Consider the following 24,535-nt stretch of genomic DNA (forward strand, 5'->3'; position numbering starts at 1 on the left):
CGGTGCCGGTGGTGCGGGCCACGGGTCCGGGTTCGCGGACGACACCAGGTCGTAGCGGAAGTCCGCGGGCCGCTCCCGCTCGTTGCCGATCATCATCAGCAGCAGCGGCAGTTCGCCGGTCGCGGCCAGTCCGAGTTCCTCGGCGAAGGAGACGCTGTCGAAGCCGAGTGCGACCCCGCACGCCGCTCCGGCGGCGGCCGTCGCCGTGTACACCGCCTGCGCGGCGGCTCCGATGGCCGCGCTGACCAGCCGGTAGCCGCGGTCGCCGACGGCGTCCAGGACGGCGTGGGTCCTGACGGCCGGCACGATGACGGCGGCCGCGTGCTCCAGGTTGTAGTTGGCCAGGAAGTAGTTGGCCTGCAGAAAGGATCCCGGCGGGCCGGCCGTCAGCAGCCGCAGCTCACCGGCGGCCGCGTCATGGACGTAGATCCCGGGTCGATCCCCTCGACATGGTTGACGAAGACGTACAGCGAGGTGAGCGGCGCACTTCCCGGTCCGACCGCGTCGCTGGTCAGACCCGCTCCCGCGACCGCCGCCCGCAGTGCCGCGGCGAGCTGCGCCGCGGCCAGCGGCCGCTGGTCGGTGAAGCGTCCGAAGCTGCTGCGCCGTGCGCGCAGCGCCCGGCGCACGCTCAGCGTCATGGGCGCGGCGGGCGGCAGCGGGCGGCGCTCGCCGCCGGCCGGGACGGGCGGCGCGGCGGCCGCGTCCAGCGCTCCGGGGGCCGGGCGTTCACGCGCGGCCCGGGTGGTCGCGTCGTGCATCTTCAGGACGGTGTCGAAGGAGATGACCTGACGGGAGCGCTCCTCCGTACGGCGCTGGACGCCGCCGCCGTACGCGCCCTCGCCGGGCGCGCCGGCCGGCAGGGCCCGTTCGGCCGGGGCTCCTTCCCAGCGCAGCGGGACGACGGCGAAGACGCCCTCCTCCCCGGCCGGGAACCCGAGCAGCCGCCCGAGCCGCTCCTCGTCGAACCAGAGGGCGGGTTCCATCCGCAGCCCGCGGGACCGCGCCCACATCCGCCAGGTCTGCAGCAGCGCACCGATGTCCATCGTCACGGCGTGGTAGCTGAAGCTGTTGTATTTGAACGCGTTCTGCCAGAAGCGGATCCCGAGCACCAGGAACTGGTCCGTGTTCCCGTCCGGCAGTTCCCCGTCCGGCCCCGCTCCGCCCAGCGCGGCCCGCACCTCGCCCGTCACATCGCCCGACAGCAGGCGCTGCATGGCGTGGTGGGCGGGCGAGTAGTGGTAGACGCCCGGTGTCAGCGGCCCGCTCGGGCCGCTCACCCAGTGCACCCCGACGGGGTAGAGGCCGCCGCCCGACGCCGTACCGCGTGACCAGTTGGCGTGGGTGTACAGCGGCAGCGAACCCAGGTCGGTGTTGGCCTGCACCGCCAGCCGCCGTCCCACCAGGCCGTAGGAGTCACGCAGCATCCCGCCGAGCAGCGGCAGGCTGAACTCCGCGTCGCCCCCGGGTCCTGACAGACCGCGCTCGACGGAGGCGTCCTCGGGGAAGTCGCCGTCGGGCAGCGGGAACCGCTCGGCCCCGGGGTAGAACTTCTCTTTCCTGGGCCGGTCGTCCCAGTCGGGTACGAAGTCGACGGGCTCCATCGCGACCCTGCCGCGCCGCATCACCGCGGTCGCGTAGTCATGGGCGTAACCCACGTCTGGTCCTCTCTGTGCTGCCGCTGTGCAAGGCGGGTCGGCGGATTCACGGGAACGGGTGGGGGGCGGGGTTGACATCGGCGGGGTGCAGATCGCGGTCGAGGCGCCCGGACTCGCGCAGCGCGGTGCGCAGCCGTGGCATGTGCAGGGCGCGCTGGCGCTGCCAGCCGAAGTCGATCGGCAGCAGGCCGGGCACCATGACGGACACGGTGTGCAGCCCCAGGTCCCGCTGCTCCGGCATCGTCTGATCGACGACCACGACGTCGAAGCCCTTGCCGGTCACCGCCTCGACGGCGGCGTCGAGGTCGTCCCGCAGATCGGCGGCGGGCGGCCGCCCGGTGGCGAGGTCCGCCACGCCGCGTGGCGGCGGACGGCCGGTGCCGTCCTCCTCGTCCAGCAGGAACGCGGCGTGCCGGGCCATCTCGGGCAGTCCGTACACCAGCGGGTGGTCGTGCAGCACCAGGACCTTGTCGAAGTCCGCCGCCATCGCGCTGAGCCGGTCGTGATCGCGTTCGGTGCGGCGCCGGACCTTGACGGCGTCGGTGGCGATCTCGCACAGGCCCGCGCTCAGCGCGGCCTCCGGGTCCCAGCTCGCGCCGGCGCCGAAGCACAGGGTGCCGGTGCCGCCGTCGACCCGCTGGGCGACGGCCGTCACCACCGGGATCGGGAAGGTGATCCGGGTGTCGAAGAACCGCGCCCGGTAGCCGTACATGGCCAGCCGGTCCGCCATCTGCCGGGTCCCGGGGCGGGTGCTGGTCGCCGGATCGATCTCGGGCAGCGGCACCTGCCCGTACCAGGCGATCAGGAAGGCGTCCCGCTCGACGGCCTCCATCAGGCCGAAGTACACCGCCTCCTCCAGACAGCCTCCCGAGGCGCAGCCGTTGGAGCTCTCCTGCACGAAACGGTTCTGTACGCCGCCCGGTGCGTGGTAGTAGGCGAGCACCTCGGGGACGAGCAACGGCCGGTGGTCGCGCAGCGAGTACCCCCATACCCAGGGGATCCGCCGCTGCGGCGAGAACGGCCGGACGGTCTCCTGCGCGCGGTGGAAGGCGTCGGAGTAGAGGCCGCAGGTGCGGGGGTCGAGGGCGTCCGCTCCGAGTTCCGCCAGTGACGCGACGACGGTGGTGCGTTTGCCGCGGGCCCGCATCCCGGCGAACCGCTCCATGCCCTCCAGCACGCCGACCCGGACGCTGCGCGCGTAACTGTCCGTGTGGCCGCCCCAGTAGGACTCCCGCAGATACACGCCGGACCGCAGGGTGAAGGCCCCCACCGTCGAGGCGGTCGACGCCGAGGTGAGATCGGGGGCGACGGAGGGTCCCAGCATTCCGGCCACCGGGTTGACGAAGGCTTCGAGCGGCAGGTCGTACGCGTCGATCCCTTGGCGGCGGAACCCGGCCGGGTCCTCCTTCGGGGCGCTGCGCAGAACGATGCGCGCGTCCTCGGCCGTGTCGTCGGTGCGGCGGTCGCAGCGCGGGCACTCGGCGTCGGGGATCAGCGCCGCCCGGTTGACCCGCAGGGTCTCCAGATCGAGCAGATGGACGGACGCGAACAGGCCGGTGTCCGCACTCTCCGCCCGCTCGCGGTGGGCGGCGGTCAGCGCGGCGACGGCGTCGGCCGCGAACGCCGTCACGAAGGGCCACTCTCCCGCCGCGCGGGTGCCGGAGCCGAGTTCGAGGGCGTCGCGCAGCGCGGCGGGACGCACCGCCTGCCAGCGCCTGGCCAGGCAGGTCGGGCACGGGGCGGCCGCCTGTCCGGTCCGGGGGGACGGTCCGACGACGACCTGGTGGCCGTAGACGTGCACGGGTGTGGTCCGGTCGCCGCCGAACGCGGCTTCTTCGGAGGCCGGTCCGTCGGCGAGTTCGTCACGGACACCGAGTGCGATGACCCGGACGTGCCCGTCCAGGCCCGGATGGCCGCGCAGGCTGCGCGCCAGCGGCCCCTCCAGGGCGTGGCCGCCGCTACCGGCCGGAGCCCCGGGGCCCGTCTCCTGGGGCGGGTCCGGCGGCCGGACGGATCCGGCCGCTCGGACCGGCGGTTCAGAGCGCATCTATCGCCCCGTGCACCAGGAGGATCCGGACCACATGGATTCCGCCGGTCCGCAGATCGGCGGATCCGGTGGGTACCGCGAGTGCGGTGAGACCGCGGGCGCGCAGCCCCGCGGAGAGCGTGACGCCGTCGGCCGCCGGTCCGGCCTCCGTCAGGGAGCCTTCCGCGGTGACGACGAGTGTCCCGGCGTCGAGATCGCCCAGCAGCGGATCGCCGGTGTCGGCGGGCGCCGCGTCACCGGACCGCCGGGCGAGCTGCACCTGGCCGAGCAGATCGCGCAGCGCGTCCACGGCGGCCTGCCGCCGGGTACCGCCTCCGGCGGCCGCCCACCAGAAACGTCCGGTACCCGGATCGGCGGCGCGGGCGAGCAGCACCGCGGCTGTTCCGTCGACGGGACCGAGCGCGAGCAGTTCCGCGTCCAGGCCCAGGTTCGCGGCCGAGCGCCGGAGGAAGACCAGTTCACGATCGTCGTCCGCCGGAGCGGCCGGCACCAGGGTCACCGGGGTCCGTGCGCGCAGCGCCCGCGTCAGCGCGTGGAAGGCCAGCGCGGACATCAGCCCGCGGGCCGCGGCCACCGCGGCGGACGGTCCTGAGCCGGATCCCGCGGACGTCGGCACGAAGATGCGGTCCTGGTTGTGCCGGCCGAAGGGGCGTACGGCGCCGGCCGGTACGAGGGCGGTCCGCGCGTCGGTGAGCGAGGTCGCCCGTACCCAGGTGCGCACCTGATCGGCGGCGCCGCCGGTCCCGGCGGCGGTGTCGAGCGAGGCCGGGGCGACCAGCGACCACTTCTCGTTGGCGGCCTCCAGCGCGGCCCCGTCCAGGGTGTGCGCCTGCGGGACCACGTGCTCGGTGTACACCTCGGCAGCCCGGTGCAGCGCCCGCAGCCGCGCCCCGGCGACATGGTGGACGTCGAAGGCCGAGATCTCCCGCTGTCCGGCATGGCCGACGCCGATGCGGACGGTGCCGACCTTGAGCGGCGTCTGCTCCCAGCTGTCGTCGGCGTAGCCGCCGAACACTCCCGCGTGGGGGTGCACCAGGCCCGCGCTGGCGTCGAGTTCGGCCAGTACGCCGTCCGCGTCCTCCTCCGGCGCCACGTCCCCGTCGGACCGGGGTCCGTCCGCCGTGAGGCCGGCCGCCAGGTCTGCCATCAGTCCGGGTTCCGTGAGCTCCGCGGTCGGTTCCGCCGGAACGGCCGGCTCGTCGGAGGAGGTCCGGCAGTACGGACAGGCCGGGTGCGGCAGCAGCGGCTCGGTCGCGACGTCGAGCGAGTCCAGGTCCTGCAGGACCAGCCGGCCTTCGGTCTCGGCGGCCAGGGCGCCGGTCGTCAGCCGGAACACCTCGTATCCCAGCAGATTTCCGAGCATCGCCGCCGACGGACCGGACACCTGGCGTCCGGAGGACTCTCCGTCCCGGCCGAGGCAGGCGGCGCTCCACACGTCGGCCGCGGCGCCGGGTTGCCCGTTGGCTCCCAGTCGCAGGGCGGCGCAGGCCCAGCAGCCGGCCGAACCGGCCGCCATGACGGGGCCGACGACGGCCTGGCTGCCGAACGTCCACGCGGGGAGCAGCCGGGTGCCGTCCGGGATCCCCGCTTCCAGCAGACCGGTCAGGGTGTGCGGTCCGGCGCTCGCCACCACGATGTCGAACCCGGCCAGGCCCTCCCAGCCGGGCGCCGCCTGCCCGTCGAGCCGGACGACGTCCACCGGGCAGCCGTCCGCGGCGAGCGCCGCGGCCTCCGCCACCGTCTCGGCGAAGGGGTCGTCGGCACCGGAGGCCGCAGGCACCGCGACGGTCGCGACGCCGTTGCGCACCAGGCTCAGCGCGCACCAGCGCGCGACGTCGTCCTGGCCGAGCACGGCCACCCGCGTCTCACGGAACCGCCGGAACCTGCCGCCCGCCTCGCCCGTGTAGTGGTCGATGTACGCGATCTGCGGCGCGAACCGCCGGGTGACGTCCGCGGGCAGTTCGTCCAGGCCGTCGCTGCCGGGCGCCACGTCGCGGGCGAGGCCCCGGCCGTACAGCGCTCCCACCAGCTCGGCCACCATGGCCCGCTGCTTGTCGCCCAGACCGTTGCAGATGTCCTCGACCCGGCTCGCCCCGTTGAGATGGGGAACGATGAGGGAGGCGAATCGATAGGCCGATCTGCCACTGAGGTTGAATCCTCCGTGGGCGTTGTGGAAGACAACTCCTGAGGGTGTCTCGGTGAACAGGACATCACGGCGGATGCGCGGGCGGGTGTCCGCGACTTCTTCGTACGTTGCGGTCATGCTGGTATTACCCCCTGTCGGGCGCGGAAATCGGGTAACGGGGCAGGGCATTTCTTTCCCGCGACGCCCTTTCAGGCTCCGGAGGAGGTGTCGGAACCGGCTGCGTCACTGCGGAAGGCCACCGCGCCCCTGGTGAGTGTGCGGAGCAGGTCGTGCATGCGGTACCGGCCTTCCGGCTCTTCTTCCAGCAGGCCCGCGCCGACCAGCGTTTCGAGGACGTCCTCGGCGACTTCGGACGGGAATTCCCTGCCGTCAGATTCGAGCGCCGGGGGAATCGCGGGCGGCAGGGAAAGGCCGTGCCGGTTGCCCGGCGGCAGCATCGTGAGGCCGGGCCCGGCGGCCGGGGCGGAGAGGTCGTCGCCCCGCAGTACCGCGAGCTCCAGCTGCTGCAGGGCGGGCCCCGGGTCGACGCCGAGCTCGGTCTGCAGGTACTCCTTCACCACGCGGTACTCGCTCAGCGCCTCGGCCCGCCGGCCGGTCCTGTGCAGCGCCTCGACGAGCTGGGCCCAGAAGTGTTCGTGCGCCGGGTGGGAGCGGGCCTCGGGCCACAGCTCCGCGAGAACCTGACGACATCGGCCCAGCGCCAGCTCGATGTCGAAGACCCGTTCCAGGGTGCGCAGCCGCTCCTCGGTCAGCCGGGGGACGACCTCGCGCCGCAGGATGTCGGAGTCGATGTTGACCAGCAGCGGCCCGTGCCACAGGGACAGCGCGGCCCGCAGGGTGCGCAGCTCGCCGTCCGGATCCGGCTCCGCCTCCGCTCTCCTGAGCAGCTCGCGGAAGGCGATCAGGTCGAGCGTCCTGGCGTCCGCGGCGATGCGGTAGCCGCCGGGCACGGCCTCGATGAGGTTGCCCGCGATGCCGTACTTGGCGAAGAGCTGCCGCAGCCGCTGCACGCAGGTGTGCAGGGCCGCCTTCGCGGTGACGGGCCGCTCCTCGCCCCACACGACCCGCTGCAGAAAGTCCACCGACACCACGGAGTTCGGATGCAGGAGCAGTGCGGCCAGGAGATTGGCGGGTTTCGACGGCTGCAGCACGATGACGTCCCGGCCGTCCGTTATCCCCACAGGGCCCAGCAAAAGGAATCGCGGATAGGTCTCCCGGGAACTCGGGGCAGCACTCGTTCCCGGTTCCCAGGAATCGTCTTCCCTGATGTCGACAGATTGCTCTCTACGCATTTCCGCCCACTCCCAACTGATGCCCGAGAAAGTATCAGCGGCGAGAACAGGCCACAAGGGAGCGGGAATGCGGAAAGGGGCCCCTATCAATGACAGGAGCCCCACCCCTTAACCCTTGGAATTCCTAAGGGTTGACGTGCACTGCGAATGCGTTTCCGGCCCCTTACGCAACGTGCAGGGTGAGCTTGCCCCGGGTACGGCCCTCCTCGCCGCGGCGGTGCGCCTCGGCGGCCTCCGCCAGCGGAAGGACGTCCTCGACCTCGACGGCGATGCCGCCCTTGTCGATCAGCCCGGCGATCGTGGCCAGCGAGTCGCCGTCCGGCTCGACGAGGTAGGCCGCGGCCCGCAGGCCGCGCTCCCGTGCCCCCTCCATCAGTTCGGGCGAGACACCCGACGGGACGGCGACGAGGATCCCGCCGGGGCGCAGGGTGTCCAGCGAGCGGGTGCTCGTACGGTCGTGCTCGTCGCCGATCAGGTCGAGGACGACGTCGATGTCGCGCACCTCGTCCTCGAAGCGGACCGCGGTGTAGTCGACCAGCTCGTCGGCGCCCAGTTCACGCAGCCAGGCGTGCTTCGGGGCGCGGGCGGTGCCGGTGACGTGCGCACCCAGGTGCTTGGCGAACTGCACGGCGAAGTGCCCCACCCCGCCCGCCGCGCCGTGGATCAGCACCCGCTGCCCGGCCGTGACCCCGGCGGTGACGGTCAGGGCCTGCCAGGCGGTCAGGGCGGCGAGCGGTACCGCGGCGGCGTGGTCGTGGTCGAGCGTGGCGGGCTTGCGGGCGAAGTGCCGGGCCGGGGCGGTCACGTACTCCGCGTACGCGCCGGCCTCCCGGGGGAACGACGGCATCCCGTACACCTCGTCACCGACCTCCAGGGTGTGGACGCCGAACCCCACCTGCTCGACGACGCCGGAGACGTCCCAGCCCAGCACGAACGGCGGCGCGCTCAGCGCACCGGCCATGCCGCCGCCCTCCCGGGTCTTCCAGTCGACCGGGTTGACCCCGGCGGCACGCACCCGCACCAGCACCTCGTGCGGCACGGGCTCCGGGCGCGGCAGCTCGGTGAGACGCAGCACTTCCGGACCGCCGAAGGTGTCCTGGGTGATCGCGCGCATGGTCGGCTTCTCGTTCATCTGGTGGCTCCCGGTGGGGGGTGGGACCGGCGCGCCCGCGGCGCGCCGACCGGTTATCGTCAACACCGTGGACGCTACCTATGGGGTAGTGGTTACCTGCAAGGGCTACTACTATCTTTTGGAAAGCATCACAGGTGGGAGCCGTGAGCGGCAGCGCAACCGGCGTGTCGCCCACCCTCCACGACCAGGAAAGGCAGTGGCCATGACCATCGCGTGCACGACAGGAAACCACGCACAGCACGACGTCTACGCCGCGCTGTGTCCGTGCCGCGACGTGCTGGACCTGCTCGCCAACAAATGGACGGCGCTGGCGATCGGAGCGATGGAGGAGGGACCGCAGCGCTTCGGCGCGCTGCAGCGCCGCCTCCAGGGCATCAGCCCCAAGGTCCTCACGAGCACCCTGCGGCGCCTGGAGGACAGCGGGTTCGTCGACCGCACCGTCTACCCGGCCGTCCCGCTGCACGTGGAGTACGAACTGACGGATCTGGGGCGCGGTGTCGCCGTGCCGCTGGGCGTGCTGCGCGCCTGGGTGGAGACCCACCTGGACACCGTCAAGCCGGACGCCCCGGCCGGGTGCGCCTGACCGCCGGACTCACCTGTCGAGCCGGACGGGATACGGTCCCCCGCCCGGGCACACATCAGCGGCACGGGAGGGGACATACGTACAGGTATGAGCTTCCCCAGAGCAGAGCCGCACAAGGAAGGGACCATCGGCACCAGGTCACTGGCCGAGGTCGAGGACGCGTATCACGCCCTGGAGGCCGTCGGGGCGGGGCCTGCCCAGCAGACGCAGCTCTCCCGGGGCGCGCTGACGGGCTACCTGTGGGCGCTGGGCCGGGGGGACCCGGCCCCGGTCACGGGCGCCTCGTGCGAGGGCGCACCGGATCTGCCCCTGCTGACGGCCGAGGCGGACGCCGCGGTGGTGCAGCTGGCGGACGCCACCCAGCGCACGATCCCGCGCGACTACATCCAGGGCGTGCACGACGCGCTGGCCTGGGTCTGCGGGCACAGCGACATGCGGCCCTGACCCGCGTCAGGGCAGGGTGAGGACGCGGGGGCCGTCCGCCGTGACGGCGACGGTGTGCTCGATGTGGGCGGCCCGGCTGCCGTCGGTGGTGCGCAGCGTCCAACCGTCGGGATCGGTGCGGTACTCGTCACGTCCGCCCGCCATCAGCATCGGTTCGATGGCGAGCGCGAGACCGTGCCGCAGCGGGAAGCCGCGGCCGGGACGGCCGCGGTTGGGCACTCCCGGATCCTCGTGCATCCGGCGGCCGATGCCGTGCCCGCCGAAGTCCGCGGGCATACCGCAGCCGGCCGCCTCGGCGACGGTGCCGACGGCGTGCGAGATGTCCCCGATCCGGTTGCCCGGGACGGCGGCCGCTATGCCGGCGTCCAGCGCCCGCTGGGTGGCGTCGATGAGCCGCAGGTCGGCGGGGCGGGGGGTGCCGACGATGAAGCTGATGGCGGCGTCGCCGGCCCAGCCGTCGAGCTCCGCCCCGCAGTCGATGCTGACCAGATCGCCGTCGCGCAGCCGGTAGTCGCCGGGGATGCCGTGCACGACCGCGTCGTTGACCGAGGCGCAGATCACCGCGGGGAACGGCACCGGGGCGAACGCCGGCTGATAGCCGAGGAACGGAGAACGCGCCCCGGCCGCGCGCAGCACGTCACGGGCCACGGCGTCCAGCTCCCGCAGCCGGACCCCTACGGCCGCCGCCCCGCGGACGGCTCCGAGCGCCTGGGCCACGACGCGCCCGGCCTCGCGCATCGCCTCCAGCGCCGCGTCGGTCTTGATCTCCACCATGCTGCTGACTCCTGACTGATGACCTCGATGATGCCCAATACTTATACCGGTATTAGTATCACGGTCATGGTGAGAACTCCTTTGACCCCCTGGGAACGTGACCGCGGTGAGCGCTTCGGCGCACTGCTGCGCCGGGCCCGTGGCGACCGCAGCATGGTGGAGGTCGCCGCCGCGGCGGGACTGTCCGCGGAGACCCTCCGCAAGATCGAGACCGGCCGGGCACCGACCCCGGCCTTCTTCACCGTGGCGGCCCTGGCCGCCGCGCTGGACGTGTCCCTGGACGAGCTGGTCACCGCGTGCGCGGAAGGCGCCGAGGACGCGCCGGAGGCGCTGACCGCCTAGGGCGCGGTCCGACCGGATCGGCAGGAACCGCGGCGGGTCGGCCCGGCGGCGCCCTCCGGCATGCCCTGCCGCAGGCGCCCGGAAGCGGGCGGGGATCATGGACGGCGGCAAACCGCCGACCCGTGGCCCGTTCGGGCCGCGCCCGCGACCCATCGGACCCGAGGATTCATGCACTCCCTGCTCGCCGGCTTCGCCCCGATCTGGATACTCACCGCGGCCGGCTACCTGGTCGGCCGCACGGGTCTGCTGGGTGAGCAGGCGGAGACCGTCCTCGGCCGGTTCGTCTTCCACGTGGCCATGCCCGCCGCGCTGTTCGTCATGATCTCCAAGGCGCGCCTCGACACCTTCGCGAACACCTCGATGATCGCCTTCGCCGCCGGCACCGTCGTGGTCTGCGCCCTCGGCCTCCTGGCCGCTCGCCGGTTCTTCCACCACAAGCTCGCCGACCAGGCGATCAGCAGCATGGCGGCCGGCTACGTCAACTCGGCCAACCTCGGGATCCCGGTGGCCCTGCAGGTGCTCGGGGACGCCTCGTTCGTCGCCCAGATCCTGCTCTTCCAGGTGCTGCTGATATCTCCCGTCATCCTGACCCTGCTCGACGCCGGCACCGGCGCCGGCTGGAAGAGCGGCGGACTCACCAGGATGCTGATGATGCCGGTGCGCAACCCGATCATCATGGCCTCGGCCCTCGGCGCCGTCGTCTCCGCCGCCGGCTGGCAGCTTCCGACAGCGCTCGGTCACTCCTGCGAACTGCTCGGCGCGGCCGCCGTTCCCACCGCCCTCGTCACCCTCGGCATGTCGCTGCACGGCCGCCCCGCCGCCACCGGCGCGGGCCGGCTCACCGAGGTCGGGGTGACGGTCGTGCTCAAGACCCTCGTGCAGCCCCTCGTCGCCCTGGCGGTCGGCGGCCTCCTTCTGCACCTGCCGCAGCACCAGTTGCTCGCCGTGGTCCTCTGCTCCGCGCTGCCCACCGCCCAGAACGCCTTCATCTACGCGCGCCAGTACGACCTGGACACCGATCTCGCCCGCGACTCCGTGATGGTCTCCACCCTCGTCTCGATGGCCACCCTGTCCGTCGTCTACTGGACCCTGGGCCCGACCCACCAGTAGAAACCGCTGGCGCGCCAACGGCCGGTGGCCGCACCCTGTATCCCGTGGAAGAACCGAAACACCTCGCAGGACCGGCACACCTCGCAGAGCCGAACCACCTCGTGGACGAGCCCAAACACCGGATCCGCGCGCTGCACACGGAGACCACCGTCACCGTCTACCAGGCGTACCCCCCGCACATCGGCCTTCCCGCGGCGAGCACCGGCCGGTTTCCGGCGGCCTGGCAACGGGACCGGATGACGTGGATCAAGCCCAGCTTTCTCTGGATGATGTACCGCTGCGGCTGGGGCGTGAAGGAGGGCCAGGAGACGGTACTCGCCGTCGAGATCGCCCGCGAGGGCTTCGAGTGGGCGCTGCGGCACGCGTGCCTCTCCCACTACGAACGCGGGCTCCACCCCGACCGGGCCTCCTGGAAGCGCGATCTCCAACGCTCCCCCGCCCGCGTCCAGTGGGACCCCGAACGCGACCTCCAGCTCCAGCCGCTGCCGTACCGATCCCTCCAACTCGGCCTCACCGGCGACGCCGCCCGCCGGTACGCGGACGAGTGGACGGTCGCCATCACGGACGTGACCCCGCTCGCCCAGGAGATCCACACCCTCGTACGCGCCGGCGACCTCAGCGCCGCGGGCCGGCTGCTGCCCGCCGAACTCCCCTACCCAGCGGACGAGGAGTTGCTGGGACCGCTGCTGCCATGAGACGGGACGGCCCGCAGCTACGGCTCCGTCGAACGGGGCTGGGTCGTCGGGATCCGTGAGGTGAAGAACATCGCGAGGAGGGCGCTGAAGGCGAGGATGGCGAGTGCGGCGCGCAGGCCGTCGATCCTGGCGTCGGCGTTCGCGTCGAGGGCCGCCTGAGTCACCTTCGTACTCGTGCCCGCATCGCCGAGAGCGGACTTGAGCTGGGCGTCCGACAAGAACGGTACGCCGCTCTGGAGCTCGACGGCCGCCTGGTTCTTGACCTCGGCCGGGACCGCCGGATTCTGCTCCACGCTGGTCAGGAACGAGGTCGACAGCGCGGCGATCATGATCGACCCGGCGAGCGCCGTACCGATCGAGGCGCCCAGGTTGGTGACGGCGTTCTGAACGCCGCCGACTTCCGAGCTCTGTGCTTCCGGCACGGCGGACACGGTGACCGACCCGAGCTGGGAGGCCAGCGCGCCCATGCCGAGTCCGATCAACAGGAGCGGAACGGTGACGACTTCCGCGCCGGCGTCCGCGTCGAGCGCGGCCATCAGGATCACCGCGCCCGCGAGCAACGCGAGGGTCCCCAACCGCACCACCCGCCGCGGCGAGACATCCGGGAAGAGGCGCGGAATCAGGACGGCGGCGGCCAGCAGCGTCACGGAGAGCGGCAGGATGCGGGCGCCGGTCTTGAGCGCGGACAGGCCCAAGGCGACGGACAGATAGAGCGGTACGACGAAGAAGACGCCCATCTGCACGAGGTACTGGAAGAAGAACATGGTCAATCCGCCGGTGAGCTGCCGGTTGCGCAGCATGGCCGGGTCGACGAGGGGTTCCCTGCGCCGCTCCACCATGCGGGCCTCCCAGCGAAGGAAGAGCCAGATCAGCAGCAGGCCGGCCAGCATCAGCCACACGACCAGCGTAACTCCGAGCCACGAGGGCGCGTCGGGCTTCGGCCGGAACCAGCCCCATTCGTCCGAGCGGAGTACGCCGTAGACGAAGACCCCGAGCCCGAGTGCGGACAGCACGGCGCCCACGATATCGATGCGCGGCCGCTCGCTGACCGGCGCGTCGGCGATGCGGGCGGCGAGCAGCAGGATGCCGAGCACCATCACGACCTCACCGGCGAACACCCATCGCCAGGAGAAATACGTCGTCGCGACACCCCCGATGAGCGGCCCGACCGCGATCGCCACGGCCCCTGCGGCCGCGACGAGACCGTAGGCGGCGGGACGGCGCTCGGCGGCGAAGTTGCTCGCCACGAGTGCCACGATCGCGGGCAGGATCAGTGCCGCCCCGATCCCCTCGAGGAACGCCCAGCCGAGCAGCAGCACGGCCAGGTTCGGTGCGAGTGCCGTGGTCAGGGAGCCGCAGCCGTAGATGACGCAGCCGATCATGAACGCGCGTCTGCGGCCGATCAGCGCCCCCACCTTGCCGCCGAGGATCATGAACATCGCCATCACAAGGGTGTAGGCCGTGATGGCGCCCTGGATCCCCGTCACCGTCGTGCCGACGTCCTCGGCCACCGTCGCGATCGAGACGTTCATGACCGAGCTGTCGAGCGCCATCAGGAACTGACCCGCCGCGAGTGCCAGCAGGACGATGCGCGCCGTTGCCGGACTCACGGCGGTTCCTGCCTTGGATGCCATGGGCGAATCGTCCCAGTTGCCCAGGAGAGCGGATCCGCGACCCGCCACGGAGGTCAACCGGTTGGTGGACCCGGGTCGACCGAGTCACTTCGGACGTCAACTGCATCTGCGGCAGGACGAGCAGACGGGGAGTCAGCCCTGGGCGTCCATCTCGGCGTCGGCGACGGCGATGGCGATGCCGAGCGCCGTGGCGATGTTGCCTGCTGCCGTCATGACACGGGCGGTGCCGACGATGGGCGCGATGGCAACCAGGACGTCCTGCACCTGCTCGGCGGTCAGGCCGGCTTGCAGTGCGGGGTCGATATGCGCCACGTAGGAGATGGGCGGGGCATCCGAGGCGGCGAGTGCCGCGATACGCGTGACGATGAACATGTCCGGTGCCATCCCGCATCGCTCGATCGAGTCGACAGTCATGGCGGCAAGGGTGTCCAGGACAGGGGTTTCCGACGCAGTGGACATGGCGCATGGCCTCCTGGTGAGTTGCGAGCTCCAGGGACATATCTCGAGGGAGGGAGAGAGGGAGATATGAGGCGGAGAGAACCGAGTTCCGCGAGCGTGAAGCTTCCCCAATCCTAGAACCCATCCCGGGCTCCCGCATGGGGGCGCATGGTCCGCCGCGCCATGGGGGCAGGCGGCGCTGCCGGTGCGGCACCCCGAGGTGCGGAGTGATCCCGGTGGGTCGACATTGGAAGTAGCCCGAGCGGCCGAGCGGCCGAGCGCGAGCGCGCGGTAATGATCTTCGCGGGTATCGCCGCCATCGCTGAGGACGACGTGTTGCCAACGCGCCCGCTCACGCACGGCCTCGATGCGGCGCCCGACGCCCCTGCCGTTTCCGGATCGGAGACACCCATGAAGGACCTCAAGTTCGAGCAGAAGCGCTCACTGACACGCCTTGAGGCGGCTGATCAGCTCACAGCCCTCGCAGCCGCGCTGAGGGAAGGTGAGGACGCCGAACTTGAACTCAGCCCGGGAACACTGAGCCTGCGGATCGCGGACGACCTTCGCAGCGAGATCGAGGTCGAGATCGGCAATGGGGAGATCGAGCTCGAGATCGAGTTCAAATGGTCGACCGGGCCGACCCGGACAGAGCCGTCGCGGAAGGCCGCAGGCACGGCGAAGGCCGCAACGCGGAAGAAGGTGCCCGCAAAGCCGGTACGCGGCAGAACGGGCACCAACGGACGCAAAGGCGCGAAGCGGTCCGCTACGAAAACGACGTGACCGTCGACGGGAACGGGAGGCCGTGGCGTCCCGCGCGTTCCAGCGTCTCCAGCAGGTCGGACGGCGGTACGGCGATCACCGGGCACTTGGCGTGGGCCAGGCAGTAGCGGGCCACCGAGCCGTGGAACATCCGGTTCAGCGGGCCGCGCCGGCCCGCGCTCACCACGAGCAGGTCGTCCGGCTGGTCGGCGATCTGCACCAGCGCCTGACCGGGCGCGGCGCGTACGACGAGCGGGCGGATGCGCAGGCCGTTGGGGTAGCCGCCGAGGGCCTGCTCGAAGGCGGCGTCCAGGCGTTTGCCGGCCGCGCGCTCCCATTCCTTGAGCAGCGGCGGGCAGGGCGTCCTGCGGTACGCGATCTCGCCGCCGACCGGTGCCCAGGCGAGCACCGGTACGAGGAGGGCGTCGTGGCGGCGCGCCTCGGCGACGCCGCGGTGCAGGGCGGCCAGGCTGCTCAGCGATCCGCTGACTCCGACGATGATCCGCGTGGCCTCGGCCATGGTGGTTTCGCTTCCTTCTCCGCTGCGACCGGTGAACCGGGGACCGTGTGTCCCGGTTCGTGTCCCGGTTCCTTGTGCTTCGTGCTTCGTGCTTCGTGCTTCGTGCTTCGTGCTTCCAGTGGATCTCCGCGCAGCGCGGGCCGGGCGTCCCTTGACGGACCCGATACGCGGCCCGCGGGATCCTTGACGGCCCCCTGACAGCCGCGCGCCCGGACGGCGGGTCCTGACGGCGGCTGTCACAGGCCGATGTCGCGCACGCTCATGTCCATCAGCGTCTCTCGGCGTACCAGGAGCCGGGCGCTGCCGTCGTGGACGGCGACGACGGGCGGGCGGCCCACCAGGTTGTAGCCGGACGCCATGGACAGGTGGTAGGCACCCGCGACCGGGACGGCCAGCAGGTCACCGGGGCGGACGTCGTCCGGCAGTGCCGCACCGGCCGCGAGGACGTCACCGGCCTCACAGTGCCGGCCGACGACGGTGACCGGCCGCACCGGGGCGGTGGAGCCGCGGCCGATGACCCGGGGCGCGTAGCGCACCCCGTACAGGGCGGGCCGCGGGTTGTCGCTCATGCCGCCGTCCACGGCGACGAAGCGCTGCCCGCCGGTGTCCTTGACCGACAGCACGCGGTAGACCGCGACGCCCGCGGGGCCGGCGATCGCCCGTCCCGGCTCGATGGTGAGCCGTGGCAATGGCAGCCCGGCGCGGGCGCAGCCGTCCGCGAGCTCGGTGCGGACCCGGGCGGCGAGCGCGGCCACGTCGAGGACGTCCTCGCCCGGCCGGTAGGCCACCGCGTGGCCACCGCCGAGATCGAGTTGCGGAAGCACGACGCCGTGGTCGTCCCGGATCCGGGCCAGCAGGCCGATCAGCCGGCGCAGCGCCGTGATGTACGGCTCGACTTCGGCTATCTGGGATCCGATGTGGCAGTGCAGGCCGACCAGTTCCAGCTCGGGCCGGCCGAGGATCCGGACGACGGCCTCCTCGGCGGAGCCGTCGGTGATCGACAAACCGAACTTCTGCCCGTCGGTGCCGGTTCTGACGGCCGCGTGGCCGCCCGCCGAGACGTCCGGCACCACCCGCACCATGACCTGCTGCCGGGTGCCCCTCGGCACCAGCACGGCCAGGTGGTTGATCTCCGAGGCGCTGTCGACGACGATCCGCGCGACACCGAGCCGTACGGCCGCGCTCAGGTCCTTGGGACTCTTGGCGTTGCCGTGCAACACGATCCGCTCGGGCGGGAATCCCGTGGTGACGGCGAGCTCCAACTCGCCCGCCGAGCAGACGTCCAGGCCCAGTCCTTCCTCCTCCACCCAGTGCAGCAGGGCGCGGCAGAGGAAGGCCTTGGCCGCGTAGATCACATCGGCCTCGGGAAAAGCGGCGCGGTAGGTGCGGCAGCGGTCGCGGAACTCGCCCTCGTCCAGGACGTAGAGCGGGGTGCCGAAGCGGTCGGCCGCCTCCGCCAGCGAGACGCCCGCGACGGTGACGTCGCCGTGCGCGGCGGACCGGGCGGAGGCGGGCCATACGACGAGCGACGAAGGGTCCACGGCCGGCGCCGTGGCCAGGGCCGGCACGAGCGAGGTGGCGGTCATGCGCAGCGCGCCCGCGTCGTGCGGTCCGCGTGGCGCCAGTTGTCCGGTGCCAGGGTCGTGGCGGGCGCGGGAGCGACGACGTCGGGGCCTGCGGCGGAGTACGCCGGGGCCGACCGGGCGCAGAGGGTGGTGCGGACGTACGGAGCCGGGTGGTCCGACGGCGCCGGGAGGAGAACGGATCCGGCCGCGAACGGTTCGGTCGGCTCGGGTTCGTCCTCGTACTGGCACAGGCACATGGCGGTCCTCCGGGGGGGAGACGAGACGCTCTCCGGCGTGATCGCCGGGAGCACTCCATCGACGCTAAGCCCGCAGGTCCGGGCCCCGGCTCCGCCCTGACGCGGGCTTGACGCGCAGGCCGAAGCTTTGACGCCCTCCTGACGACGCACCCCTCCTGACGACGCGCCCCTCAGGACGCCGCTGGGCCGTGCCCGCCGTCAGGAGCGCGTCAAAGGGCCCCGTGTCCGCATCAAGCACCCGTAAGAGCGTGATCGACAACCCCTCGCGCGGGGATACCTTCATCGGAGCGGCGCCGGCGATCACGCCGGAGACCGCTTCGCCTCTCTCAAGGAGCACTGTGATGGTCGACCACCACTACGCGGAGGATCCCGAACCTTCCGAACGCATCCCGGCCGGACCACTTCTCGTCCCTGTCCGGCCGGGTTCCGCGGGCTGTACCGCCCGCTTCTTCCGCACCCCGCTCGGCGACCGCACCGCCGTCGCCTTCACCACCGAGCGGCGGCTGGTCGCGGCGCTGGGCGCCGGCCAGGAGTGGATCAGTCTGTCGGCGACCGCGCTGCACGCCCTCGGGGCGCCGCTGGGCGTCACCGCCCTCACCGTCGATCCGTCGCTGGTCGCCCCCGCTCCCACACCCGTCGGAACCGCCACGCCCCTCGGAACCGCCGCGCCCGTCAGAACGGCCGGACCCGTCAAGGCCGCTGGACCCGCCAGAACCGTCGCGGCCACGGCCACCGCAGCGAGCGTGGCGCCCGCCGGGACTTTCCGCTGAGGCGAGGAACGCTCCTCCGGCCGCCCGTGGTCAGGAACGCTCCTCGCGCCGCCCGCGCGGAACCACGAAGTCGGTCAGCAGGGCGGCGCCCGGCTCGAGGGCCGACCACGGTCCGCTCCAGGTGAGCACGGCGGTGCCGGACGTGGGGAACTTCGTCCGCGCGCGCTCCAGAGTGTCGCCGGCCGCCTCGCCGGCGAGCAGCAGGGCCAGTTCCTGGAGGCCGGGGTTGTGGCCGACCAGCAGCAACGTCCCGACGTCGGCGGCCACTTCGCGGACGACGTCGAGCAGGTCGTCGTCGTCCGCCGCGTAGAGGCGCGGTTCGTAGCGGACCGGTGGAGCGCCGTCCAGCTCGGCGGCGGCCAGTTCCCATGTCTGGCGGGTCCGGCGGGCGGAGGAGCACAGGACGAGGTCGGGCAGCCGGCCGGCCTCGCCCAACCACCGGCCGGCGGCGGGGGCATCACGCAGACCACGCCGGTTGAGCGGCCTGTCGTGGTCGGGAACGCCGTCGGGCCAGGCGGACTTGGCGTGCCGCAGGATCACCAGTCGCCGCGTCCCGCTCATGCCGGTGCCCCGGCGGAGCGCGGACGGCCGATCTCTCGGACGACTTCCAGGCCGAGAACCCGGTCGAGGTGGGCGAACGTCTCGAACTTGGCCCCGGCCGGTACCTCACCGGCCGTCTCCAGCCCGCGCAGCAGCCGCAGCACCTCGGAGGTGTCGAGGGTGTCCTCCAGCGCGGCGCGGGCCGTTCGCACCAGGTCGGCGGCCATCGGCTTGGACGGCTCCTCGGCCCAGTCGGCCACCGCGCGCCGCCAGCGGGCCAGCTGGCGGACGGCCGCGGCGATCTCCTCGGACGTGACGGCGAGCGGTTCGTGGTGCGGGTGACCGAGCAGCAGCACGCGCAGGGCGAGCGCGTCCTGGTCCACCGGTTCCGGCCCCGTGGCGCTCGCCTCGCCGACCCGGAGGCCGGCGCGGCCCGCGCCCTCGTAGGCGCGATGGCTGATGTGCACGACCGGTGGGCCGCCCAGCGTCCCGGTGATCTCCTCGAGGGTGCCGGTGGCGTCGGCCGGACGGATGCCCGCCACGTCGGCCGTCGGCACCCGCGGTCCGGTCCACCCCATGAGCACGGCCCGGCCGCGCAACTCGACGACGCGCGCCAGCACGTCCGCGACGAGGAGCACCCGCAGTCCGGTCAGATCGCCCGGATCGCCGTCCTGTGGGGCATGGGCACAGATCCGCAGCGGACCAGGGCCGGTCAGTTCATCCACGATGCTCAGCACAGGACCGACCCTAGGCGCTCCGGCGCCGTCGTGGCACGGGCTCGCACCGGCCCGTCCGGCCTGGATGCGCCGCCTGGACGGTCAGACGTCCTCGGGCGGCGGGCCGCCGGCCCGGCGGCGCAGCTCCTCGTTGAGGCGCAGGGCCTCTTCGAGCTGGTCCTCCAGGATGACGATGCGGCAGGCCGTGTCGATGGCCGTGCCCTGGTCGACGAGTTCGCGCGCGCGGGCGGCGATGCGCAGTTGGTAGCGCGAGTAGCGGCGGTGGCCGCCCTCCGAACGCAGCGGGGTGATCAGCCGCGCGTCGCCCAGCGCCCGCAGGAAGGCGGGCGTGGTGCCCAGCATCTCGGCGGCCCGGCCCATGGTGTAGGCGGGGTAGTCGTCGTCGTCGAACTTGTCGGTCGTGTTCGTACGGGTTCTGGGGGTCATTGCACCTCTGCGGCGTACAGCCCACTCGGGGGGAGGCGACAGCCGGAGATCACCGACGTCCTTCATTACGTCAGAAAACCTAACAACCCGATCGGGAAATGTCTATCGTGGCCGAGACAGATTTACGCACGCCGGGAAGCCAGGTACGCTACCCTCGCCCAACCTCGGCACGGGTCGGCCGACCCGTGCCGAGGCAGGGTGGGGGGCGACGTGAGCACACCCAGTATTTCCTCGATCTTGATCTTCGGGAGACGACCATGACTCGGCTGCAGGTGCGGCCCGTACGCCACGGCCAGGGGGATGTCGACGTACTCGCGCTGGCGGGCGAGCTCGACCTGGACAGCGAGGGCGTCCTGGCGACCGCCGTGGCCGAGCTGCTCCGCGCCCGGCAGGACGGCCGGATCCGGAACGGCGAGCTGCCGGCCCAGCAGGACGGCGACACCCGCCGGTCCCGCCTGGTGCTGGACTGCGCCGGGCTCACCTTCTGCGACTCCCGCGGGCTGGGCCTGCTGCTCACCATCCGGCAGACGCTGCAGGACCGCGGGGACGTCCTGGTCCTCGCCGACGTCAGCCCGCAACTGCTGCGCACCCTCGAACTGACCGGCGCGGACCAGGTCCTGACGCTCGCCGACGGGGTGGGCGAAGCCCTGCTCCCGGTCGCTCCGCCCGAACCGCGCATCGGCGACGCGTCCGCCTGACGGCGACAACGAAAAGCCGGACCCCACTCGTCAGTGGGGCCCGGCGGTATTCCGGTGTTGCGGGCCAGGGGCCGGCAACGGTCAGACGGCGGTCGTACGGGGCCTGGAGGAACGATCCGGCGCACCGGCGCGACGGGCCTGGGCCGTACGGCTGCGGCGCCCGCGGGTCGAGGCGGCACTGCGCTTCGCGGCCTCGGACACCGGCGCGGTGATGACGACCGGAACGCCAGACGGGGCCTGGGCTCCGGTGATCCGGGTCAGCTCGGCCTCGCCGGAGCGGACCTGGGTGGTCTTCGGCGTGATGCCGGCGTCGGCCATCAGACGCGTCATGTCGCGGCGCTGGTTCGGCAGCACCAGCGTGACGACCACACCGGACTCCCCCGCGCGGGCGGTACGGCCGCCGCGGTGCAGGTAGTCCTTGTGGTCGCTGGGCGGGTCGACGTTGACGACCAGGTCCAGGTTGTCGACGTGGATGCCGCGGGCGGCGACGTTCGTCGCCACCAGCACGGTCACGTGCCCGTTCTTGAACTGCTCCAGCGTCCGGTTGCGCTGCGGCTGCGACTTGCCGCCGTGCAGCGCGGCCGCCCGCACCCCGCTGGCCAGCAGCTCGCGGGTCAGCAGGTCGACGGCGTGCTTGGTGTCCAGGAACATCAGCACCCGGCCGTCGCGGGCGGCGATCTCCGTGGTGGTGGCGCGCTTGTCGGCGCCGTGCACGTGCAGCACGTGGTGTTCCATCGTGGTGACCGCACCGGCCGAGGGGTCCACCGAGTGGACCACCGGGTCGTGCAGGTACTGGCGCACCAGCTGGTCGACGTTGCGGTCCAGGGTGGCCGAGAACAGCATCCGCTGGCCGTCGGTGCGCACCTGGTCGAGCAGCGCGGTGACCTGCGGCATGAAGCCCATGTCGGCCATCTGGTCGGCCTCGTCGAGCACCGTGATGGCCACCCGGTCCAGCCGGCAGTCACCGCGGTCGATCAGGTCCTTGAGCCGGCCCGGCGTCGCCACGACGACCTCGGCGCCGCCGCGCAGCACGCTGGCCTGGCGGCCGATCGACATACCGCCGACGACCGTGGCCAGCCGCAGGTGCAGCGAGCGGGCGTACGGGGTCAGCGCGTCGGTGACCTGCTGGGCCAGCTCGCGGGTCGGCACCAGGACCAGGGCGAGCGGCTGACGGGGCTGGGCACGCTGTCCGGCGGTGCGGCAGAGCAGCGCCAGACCGAACGCGAGGGTCTTGCCGGAGCCGGTGCGCCCGCGGCCGAGGACGTCACGGCCGGCCAGCGAGTTCGGCAGCGTCGCGCCCTGGATCGGGAACGGCTCGTTCATGCCCAGGCTGGTGAGCATCTTGAGCACCTCGACGGGCATGTCCAGCGCGCCGAAGGTGGTGACGGCGGGAAGCGCCGGGGTGATCGTGACGGGCAGGGCGAACTCGCCCTGCAGCGCGGCCGGCCGGCGTCCGGAACCGCCGGAGCGGTTCGGGGACTGCGAGCGGGAGCGGCCGGTGAACCCGGCGGTGTTGTTGCCGGAGCCGGCGGAGCGGCTGCTGTAGCTGCCGCCACTGCCCGAGCCGCCGGTGCGGCTGCTGCGGGAGTAGGGGCTGTTCGAGCGCGTGGTGCGGTTCATGCGGAACCTTCCTCGAAGCGGCGCGTGTCGAGGAAGACCCGGCGGCCGGCAGCCGCGCAAGGAATCGCAAGAAACGAACCGAAGCAAATGGCGAATGCGGAGTCCGGCGGAAATCCCCGCGCGGTGAACTCCGATGAAAACGGCGCCTACTGAGAAGTGGCGGCCGGAATGCCGGACCGATGAGGTCCGTGTGGTGAAGGGTGCCCGGGGGGTCCTACGGAGTCCGGGCAACGGCCAGGGCCCGCACCGTGAGGTGCGGGCCCTGGCTCAGCTCTTGTCAGCGTCAGGCGGGAACGATGTTCTCGGCCTGCGGGCCCTTCTGGCCCTGCGTGACGTCGAAGGAGACCTTCTGGCCTTCCTGGAGCTCACGGAAGCCCTGGGTGGCGATGTTCGAGTAGTGGGCGAAGACGTCAGCGCCGCCGCCGTCCTGCTCGATGAAGCCGAAGCCCTTTTCCGCGTTGAACCACTTCACGGTGCCAGTAGCCATGTCAAATCTCCTCTGATAGGGGGCACAGCCGGAATACGCACTTCACGTGTTCCGCGTCGCCGCAATGAGCCCATCCGGAGATGACCGGAAAAACAAAATGCACCTGATGGATGTAACCGTCAGGTGCACACAAAGTTTCATGGGTACCACAACTGCAACTGAGATCTACGATAGCACGTGGCCCGCATCCATGGCGGATGCGGGCCTTCCGGCGGCGCCCCGGGGGCGGAGTGCCCTTGTGGCACACGGCCGGAAGCGGCCTGAGACCCGCGTCACGTCCGCCGCGCGCCGCGCAGGAACAGGGCCGCGAGGACCGCGCCGGCCAGCACGATGGCCGCGTTCACCAGGACCGCGTTCCCGATGCCGTCCAGTACCGCGCCCGTGCCGGACGAGACGGTGATCCCGGCGGTGGCGATGGCGCTCATGACCGGGGCGCCCATGGTGATGCCGACCTGCTGGGTCATGGTGGCCAGACCGGTCGCCATGCCCTGCTCGGCGTCGGGGATGCCAGAGGTGGCGGTCACCATGAAGCCGACGATCACCAGCATGTTGCCGATCCCGCCGAGGAAGGTGCCCGCCAGCAGCAGCGCCATCCAGCCGCGGTCGTCGCCCAGCGCGACCAGCGCCACCGTGGCGACGGCCTGGACGGCACCGCCGGTCACCAGGGTCGCCCTGGTGCCGATCCGGCCGATCACCCGGGCCGCGACCAGACCGCCGGCGACGGTGCCCAGGCCCAGCACGCCGAAGGACAGGCCCGCCGCCAGCGGGGAGAAGCCGAGCACCTTCTGCAGATAGAGGGTCATGAGGAAGACCAGCGAGGTCTCGGTGCCGAAGGCGATGAGGCCCGCGACGTTGCCCCAGATCACGGTGCGGCGCCGCAGCATCGCCACCGGCACCAGAGGAGCGGACGCGCCCTTCTCCACGACGTAGAACACGACGAGCAGTACGGCGCCGGTCGCCAGGGACACCAGGCCCACCGGGTCGCCCCACCCCTTCTCCCCCGCCGTGGTCAGCCCGAGGACCAGGGCGAGCAGGCCGAGGGTGACCGCGACCGCGCCGGGCACGTCCAGCCGCGGGCGGACCGCCGGGCGGCTCTCCTTGATCACCAGCGGGGCCACGATCAGCACCGCGACGGCGACCGGCACGTTGACGAAGAACGCCCAGCGCCAGGAGAGCAGCTCGGTCAGCACACCCCCGAGGACCGCACCGGCGGTGAAGCCGGCCGACATCAGGGCCCCGTTGAGACCGAGCGCCTTGTCCCGCAGCGGGCCCTCGGGAAAGGACGAGGTCAGCAGCGACAGCCCGGCCGGGGTGACGGCCGCCGTCGCCAGCCCCTGGGCGACCCGGGCGGCCAGCAGCATGCCCGGGCTGACCGCCAGCCCGCCGACCAGCGAGGAGACCCCCAGCAGGGCCAGGCCCGCGAGGAACAGCCGGCGGCGGCCGACGATGTCGGCGATCCGGCCGAACAGCAGCGTGAACCCCGCGGCGGCCAGCGCGAACGACGTACCGATCCACTGCAGGTCCGCCAGCGGGAACCCGAGCCCCTGGCCGACCACCGGCAGCGCCACATTGAGGATCGAGAAGTCCACGGCCAGCATGAACTGCGCGACCAGCAGCACCACCAGGACCAGCCGCAGCCGGCCCGTCATCCGCCCGGGCACGGACTCCCGCACGGACCCGCCGACCGGCGCCTCCACGCCGGCCGGCACCCCTTCAACAATCGCCATCGTCCCGTTCCCTCCGGATACCGGGCCCGTCGCGCCGATCGCGCCGCGGGCTCCCGGAAGGAATACTTCGCCGCCCGGCGCGGCCGGCCCAGCCCCCTGTGCCACGTACGCACACGGCACATACCAGCGCGGTT

Annotated in this window: 23 protein-coding genes and 2 pseudogenes; 8 read left to right on the forward strand and 17 right to left on the reverse strand. The window is 72.3% G+C overall.

The window, feature by feature from the left end; translation table 11 throughout:
- Positions 1-45: 45 nt before the first annotated feature.
- The 5 genes and pseudogenes from LNW73_RS00275 to LNW73_RS00295 form a co-directional block, all read right to left on the reverse strand.
- Positions 46-1,658: pseudogene (locus LNW73_RS00275) on the reverse strand (nitroreductase family protein); the annotation flags it as partial.
- Between the two features lie 46 nt (positions 1,659-1,704).
- Positions 1,705-3,705, reverse strand: a complete 2,001-nt coding sequence (locus tag LNW73_RS00280) for a TOMM precursor leader peptide-binding protein (RefSeq protein WP_250988368.1) — start codon at positions 3,703-3,705, stop codon at positions 1,705-1,707.
- Complete coding sequence (locus tag LNW73_RS00285; protein ID WP_250988369.1) at positions 3,695-5,968, reverse strand: TOMM precursor leader peptide-binding protein; 2,274 nt, start codon at positions 5,966-5,968, stop codon at positions 3,695-3,697. Before LNW73_RS00285 ends, LNW73_RS00280 begins: the two co-directional genes overlap by 11 nt.
- Before the next feature lie 227 nt (positions 5,969-6,195).
- A pseudogene (locus LNW73_RS00290) lies at positions 6,196-7,044 on the reverse strand (AfsR/SARP family transcriptional regulator); the annotation flags it as partial.
- A 262-nt stretch (positions 7,045-7,306) separates the two neighbouring features.
- Positions 7,307-8,275: an NADP-dependent oxidoreductase gene (locus LNW73_RS00295; protein WP_250988370.1), complete on the reverse strand. Its 969-nt coding sequence runs from the start codon at positions 8,273-8,275 to the stop codon at positions 7,307-7,309.
- Positions 8,276-8,477: 202 nt separating this feature from the next.
- On the opposite strand from LNW73_RS00295, the gene LNW73_RS00300 reads away from it, so the two are divergent.
- On the forward strand, positions 8,478-8,858 hold the full coding sequence (locus tag LNW73_RS00300) for a winged helix-turn-helix transcriptional regulator (RefSeq protein WP_250979320.1): 381 nt from the start codon (positions 8,478-8,480) through the stop codon (positions 8,856-8,858).
- An 87-nt stretch (positions 8,859-8,945) separates the two neighbouring features.
- Complete coding sequence (locus tag LNW73_RS00305) at positions 8,946-9,302, forward strand: hypothetical protein (protein WP_250979319.1); 357 nt, start codon at positions 8,946-8,948, stop codon at positions 9,300-9,302.
- Between the two features lie 6 nt (positions 9,303-9,308).
- On the opposite strand, the gene map is transcribed toward LNW73_RS00305, so the two are convergent.
- Positions 9,309-10,076 (reverse strand): type I methionyl aminopeptidase, encoded by a 768-nt coding sequence (gene map, locus LNW73_RS00310; RefSeq protein WP_250988371.1) that lies wholly within the window; start codon positions 10,074-10,076, stop codon positions 9,309-9,311.
- A 66-nt stretch (positions 10,077-10,142) separates the two neighbouring features.
- Here map and LNW73_RS00315 point away from each other — a divergent pair, with 66 nt between their 5' ends.
- From LNW73_RS00315 to LNW73_RS00325, 3 genes are all read left to right on the forward strand, one after another.
- The gene (locus tag LNW73_RS00315) at positions 10,143-10,418 is read left to right on the forward strand and encodes a helix-turn-helix domain-containing protein (RefSeq protein WP_250979317.1); all 276 of its coding nucleotides are present in this window, start codon (positions 10,143-10,145) and stop codon (positions 10,416-10,418) included.
- A 168-nt stretch (positions 10,419-10,586) separates the two neighbouring features.
- Positions 10,587-11,528 (forward strand): AEC family transporter, encoded by a 942-nt coding sequence (locus tag LNW73_RS00320; RefSeq protein WP_250988372.1) that lies wholly within the window; start codon positions 10,587-10,589, stop codon positions 11,526-11,528.
- A 101-nt stretch (positions 11,529-11,629) separates the two neighbouring features.
- Positions 11,630-12,223 carry a DUF4291 domain-containing protein gene (locus LNW73_RS00325; RefSeq protein ID WP_250992757.1) on the forward strand — a complete coding sequence of 198 codons (594 nt, stop codon included), beginning with the start codon at positions 11,630-11,632 and terminating at the stop codon, positions 12,221-12,223.
- Positions 12,224-12,240: 17 nt separating this feature from the next.
- Here LNW73_RS00325 and LNW73_RS00330 read toward each other — a convergent pair whose 3' ends face one another.
- The gene (locus LNW73_RS00330; RefSeq protein WP_250988373.1) at positions 12,241-13,857 is read right to left on the reverse strand and encodes an MFS transporter; all 1,617 of its coding nucleotides are present in this window, start codon (positions 13,855-13,857) and stop codon (positions 12,241-12,243) included.
- Positions 13,858-13,989: 132 nt separating this feature from the next.
- Positions 13,990-14,316 carry a carboxymuconolactone decarboxylase family protein gene (locus tag LNW73_RS00335; RefSeq protein ID WP_250979315.1) on the reverse strand — a complete coding sequence of 109 codons (327 nt, stop codon included), beginning with the start codon at positions 14,314-14,316 and terminating at the stop codon, positions 13,990-13,992.
- Between the two features lie 273 nt (positions 14,317-14,589).
- Between LNW73_RS00335 and LNW73_RS00340 the strand changes: the two genes are divergently transcribed.
- Complete coding sequence (locus LNW73_RS00340; RefSeq protein ID WP_250988374.1) at positions 14,590-15,075, forward strand: amphi-Trp domain-containing protein; 486 nt, start codon at positions 14,590-14,592, stop codon at positions 15,073-15,075.
- Here LNW73_RS00340 and LNW73_RS00345 read toward each other — a convergent pair.
- The 3 genes from LNW73_RS00345 to LNW73_RS00355 form a co-directional block, all read right to left on the reverse strand.
- On the reverse strand, positions 15,059-15,574 hold the full coding sequence (locus LNW73_RS00345) for a universal stress protein (RefSeq protein WP_250988375.1): 516 nt from the start codon (positions 15,572-15,574) through the stop codon (positions 15,059-15,061). The genes LNW73_RS00340 and LNW73_RS00345 overlap by 17 nt on opposite strands.
- A gap of 236 nt (positions 15,575-15,810) precedes the next feature.
- Positions 15,811-17,160, reverse strand: coding sequence for a diaminopimelate decarboxylase (lysA, locus tag LNW73_RS00350; protein ID WP_250988376.1), 1,350 nt, complete (start codon positions 17,158-17,160; stop codon positions 15,811-15,813).
- Positions 17,157-17,396 (reverse strand): hypothetical protein, encoded by a 240-nt coding sequence (locus tag LNW73_RS00355; RefSeq protein ID WP_250988377.1) that lies wholly within the window; start codon positions 17,394-17,396, stop codon positions 17,157-17,159. Before LNW73_RS00355 ends, lysA begins: the two co-directional genes overlap by 4 nt.
- Positions 17,397-17,737: 341 nt before the next feature.
- Here LNW73_RS00355 and LNW73_RS00360 point away from each other — a divergent pair, with 341 nt between their 5' ends.
- Positions 17,738-18,166 (forward strand): SAV_915 family protein, encoded by a 429-nt coding sequence (locus tag LNW73_RS00360; protein WP_250988378.1) that lies wholly within the window; start codon positions 17,738-17,740, stop codon positions 18,164-18,166.
- Positions 18,167-18,196: 30 nt separating this feature from the next.
- Here LNW73_RS00360 and LNW73_RS00365 read toward each other — a convergent pair whose 3' ends face one another.
- The 3 genes from LNW73_RS00365 to LNW73_RS00375 form a co-directional block, all read right to left on the reverse strand.
- Positions 18,197-18,727, reverse strand: a complete 531-nt coding sequence (locus LNW73_RS00365; RefSeq protein ID WP_250988379.1) for a SixA phosphatase family protein — start codon at positions 18,725-18,727, stop codon at positions 18,197-18,199.
- On the reverse strand, positions 18,724-19,443 hold the full coding sequence (locus tag LNW73_RS00370) for a hypothetical protein (protein WP_250988380.1): 720 nt from the start codon (positions 19,441-19,443) through the stop codon (positions 18,724-18,726). The genes LNW73_RS00365 and LNW73_RS00370 overlap by 4 nt, the downstream gene beginning before the upstream one ends.
- A gap of 81 nt (positions 19,444-19,524) precedes the next feature.
- Positions 19,525-19,869 (reverse strand): MerR family transcriptional regulator, encoded by a 345-nt coding sequence (locus tag LNW73_RS00375; protein WP_250979307.1) that lies wholly within the window; start codon positions 19,867-19,869, stop codon positions 19,525-19,527.
- A 257-nt stretch (positions 19,870-20,126) separates the two neighbouring features.
- Here LNW73_RS00375 and LNW73_RS00380 point away from each other — a divergent pair, with 257 nt between their 5' ends.
- Positions 20,127-20,567 carry an STAS domain-containing protein gene (locus LNW73_RS00380; protein WP_250988381.1) on the forward strand — a complete coding sequence of 147 codons (441 nt, stop codon included), beginning with the start codon at positions 20,127-20,129 and terminating at the stop codon, positions 20,565-20,567.
- An 81-nt stretch (positions 20,568-20,648) separates the two neighbouring features.
- Here LNW73_RS00380 and LNW73_RS00385 read toward each other — a convergent pair whose 3' ends face one another.
- The 3 genes from LNW73_RS00385 to LNW73_RS00395 all read right to left on the reverse strand — a co-directional run bounded on the left by LNW73_RS00385 (position 20,649) and on the right by LNW73_RS00395 (position 24,323).
- A complete protein-coding gene (locus tag LNW73_RS00385; RefSeq protein ID WP_250979305.1) occupies positions 20,649-22,187 on the reverse strand; it encodes a DEAD/DEAH box helicase in 1,539 nt (512 codons plus the stop codon).
- A 283-nt stretch (positions 22,188-22,470) separates the two neighbouring features.
- The gene (locus LNW73_RS00390; protein WP_037915390.1) at positions 22,471-22,674 is read right to left on the reverse strand and encodes a cold-shock protein; all 204 of its coding nucleotides are present in this window, start codon (positions 22,672-22,674) and stop codon (positions 22,471-22,473) included.
- A gap of 272 nt (positions 22,675-22,946) precedes the next feature.
- Positions 22,947-24,323 carry an MFS transporter gene (locus LNW73_RS00395; protein WP_250992758.1) on the reverse strand — a complete coding sequence of 459 codons (1,377 nt, stop codon included), beginning with the start codon at positions 24,321-24,323 and terminating at the stop codon, positions 22,947-22,949.
- Positions 24,324-24,535 lie beyond the last annotated feature (212 nt).

Source organism: Streptomyces sp. RKAG337, from assembly GCF_023701715.1.
Taxonomy (GTDB): Bacteria; Actinomycetota; Actinomycetes; order Streptomycetales; family Streptomycetaceae; genus Actinacidiphila.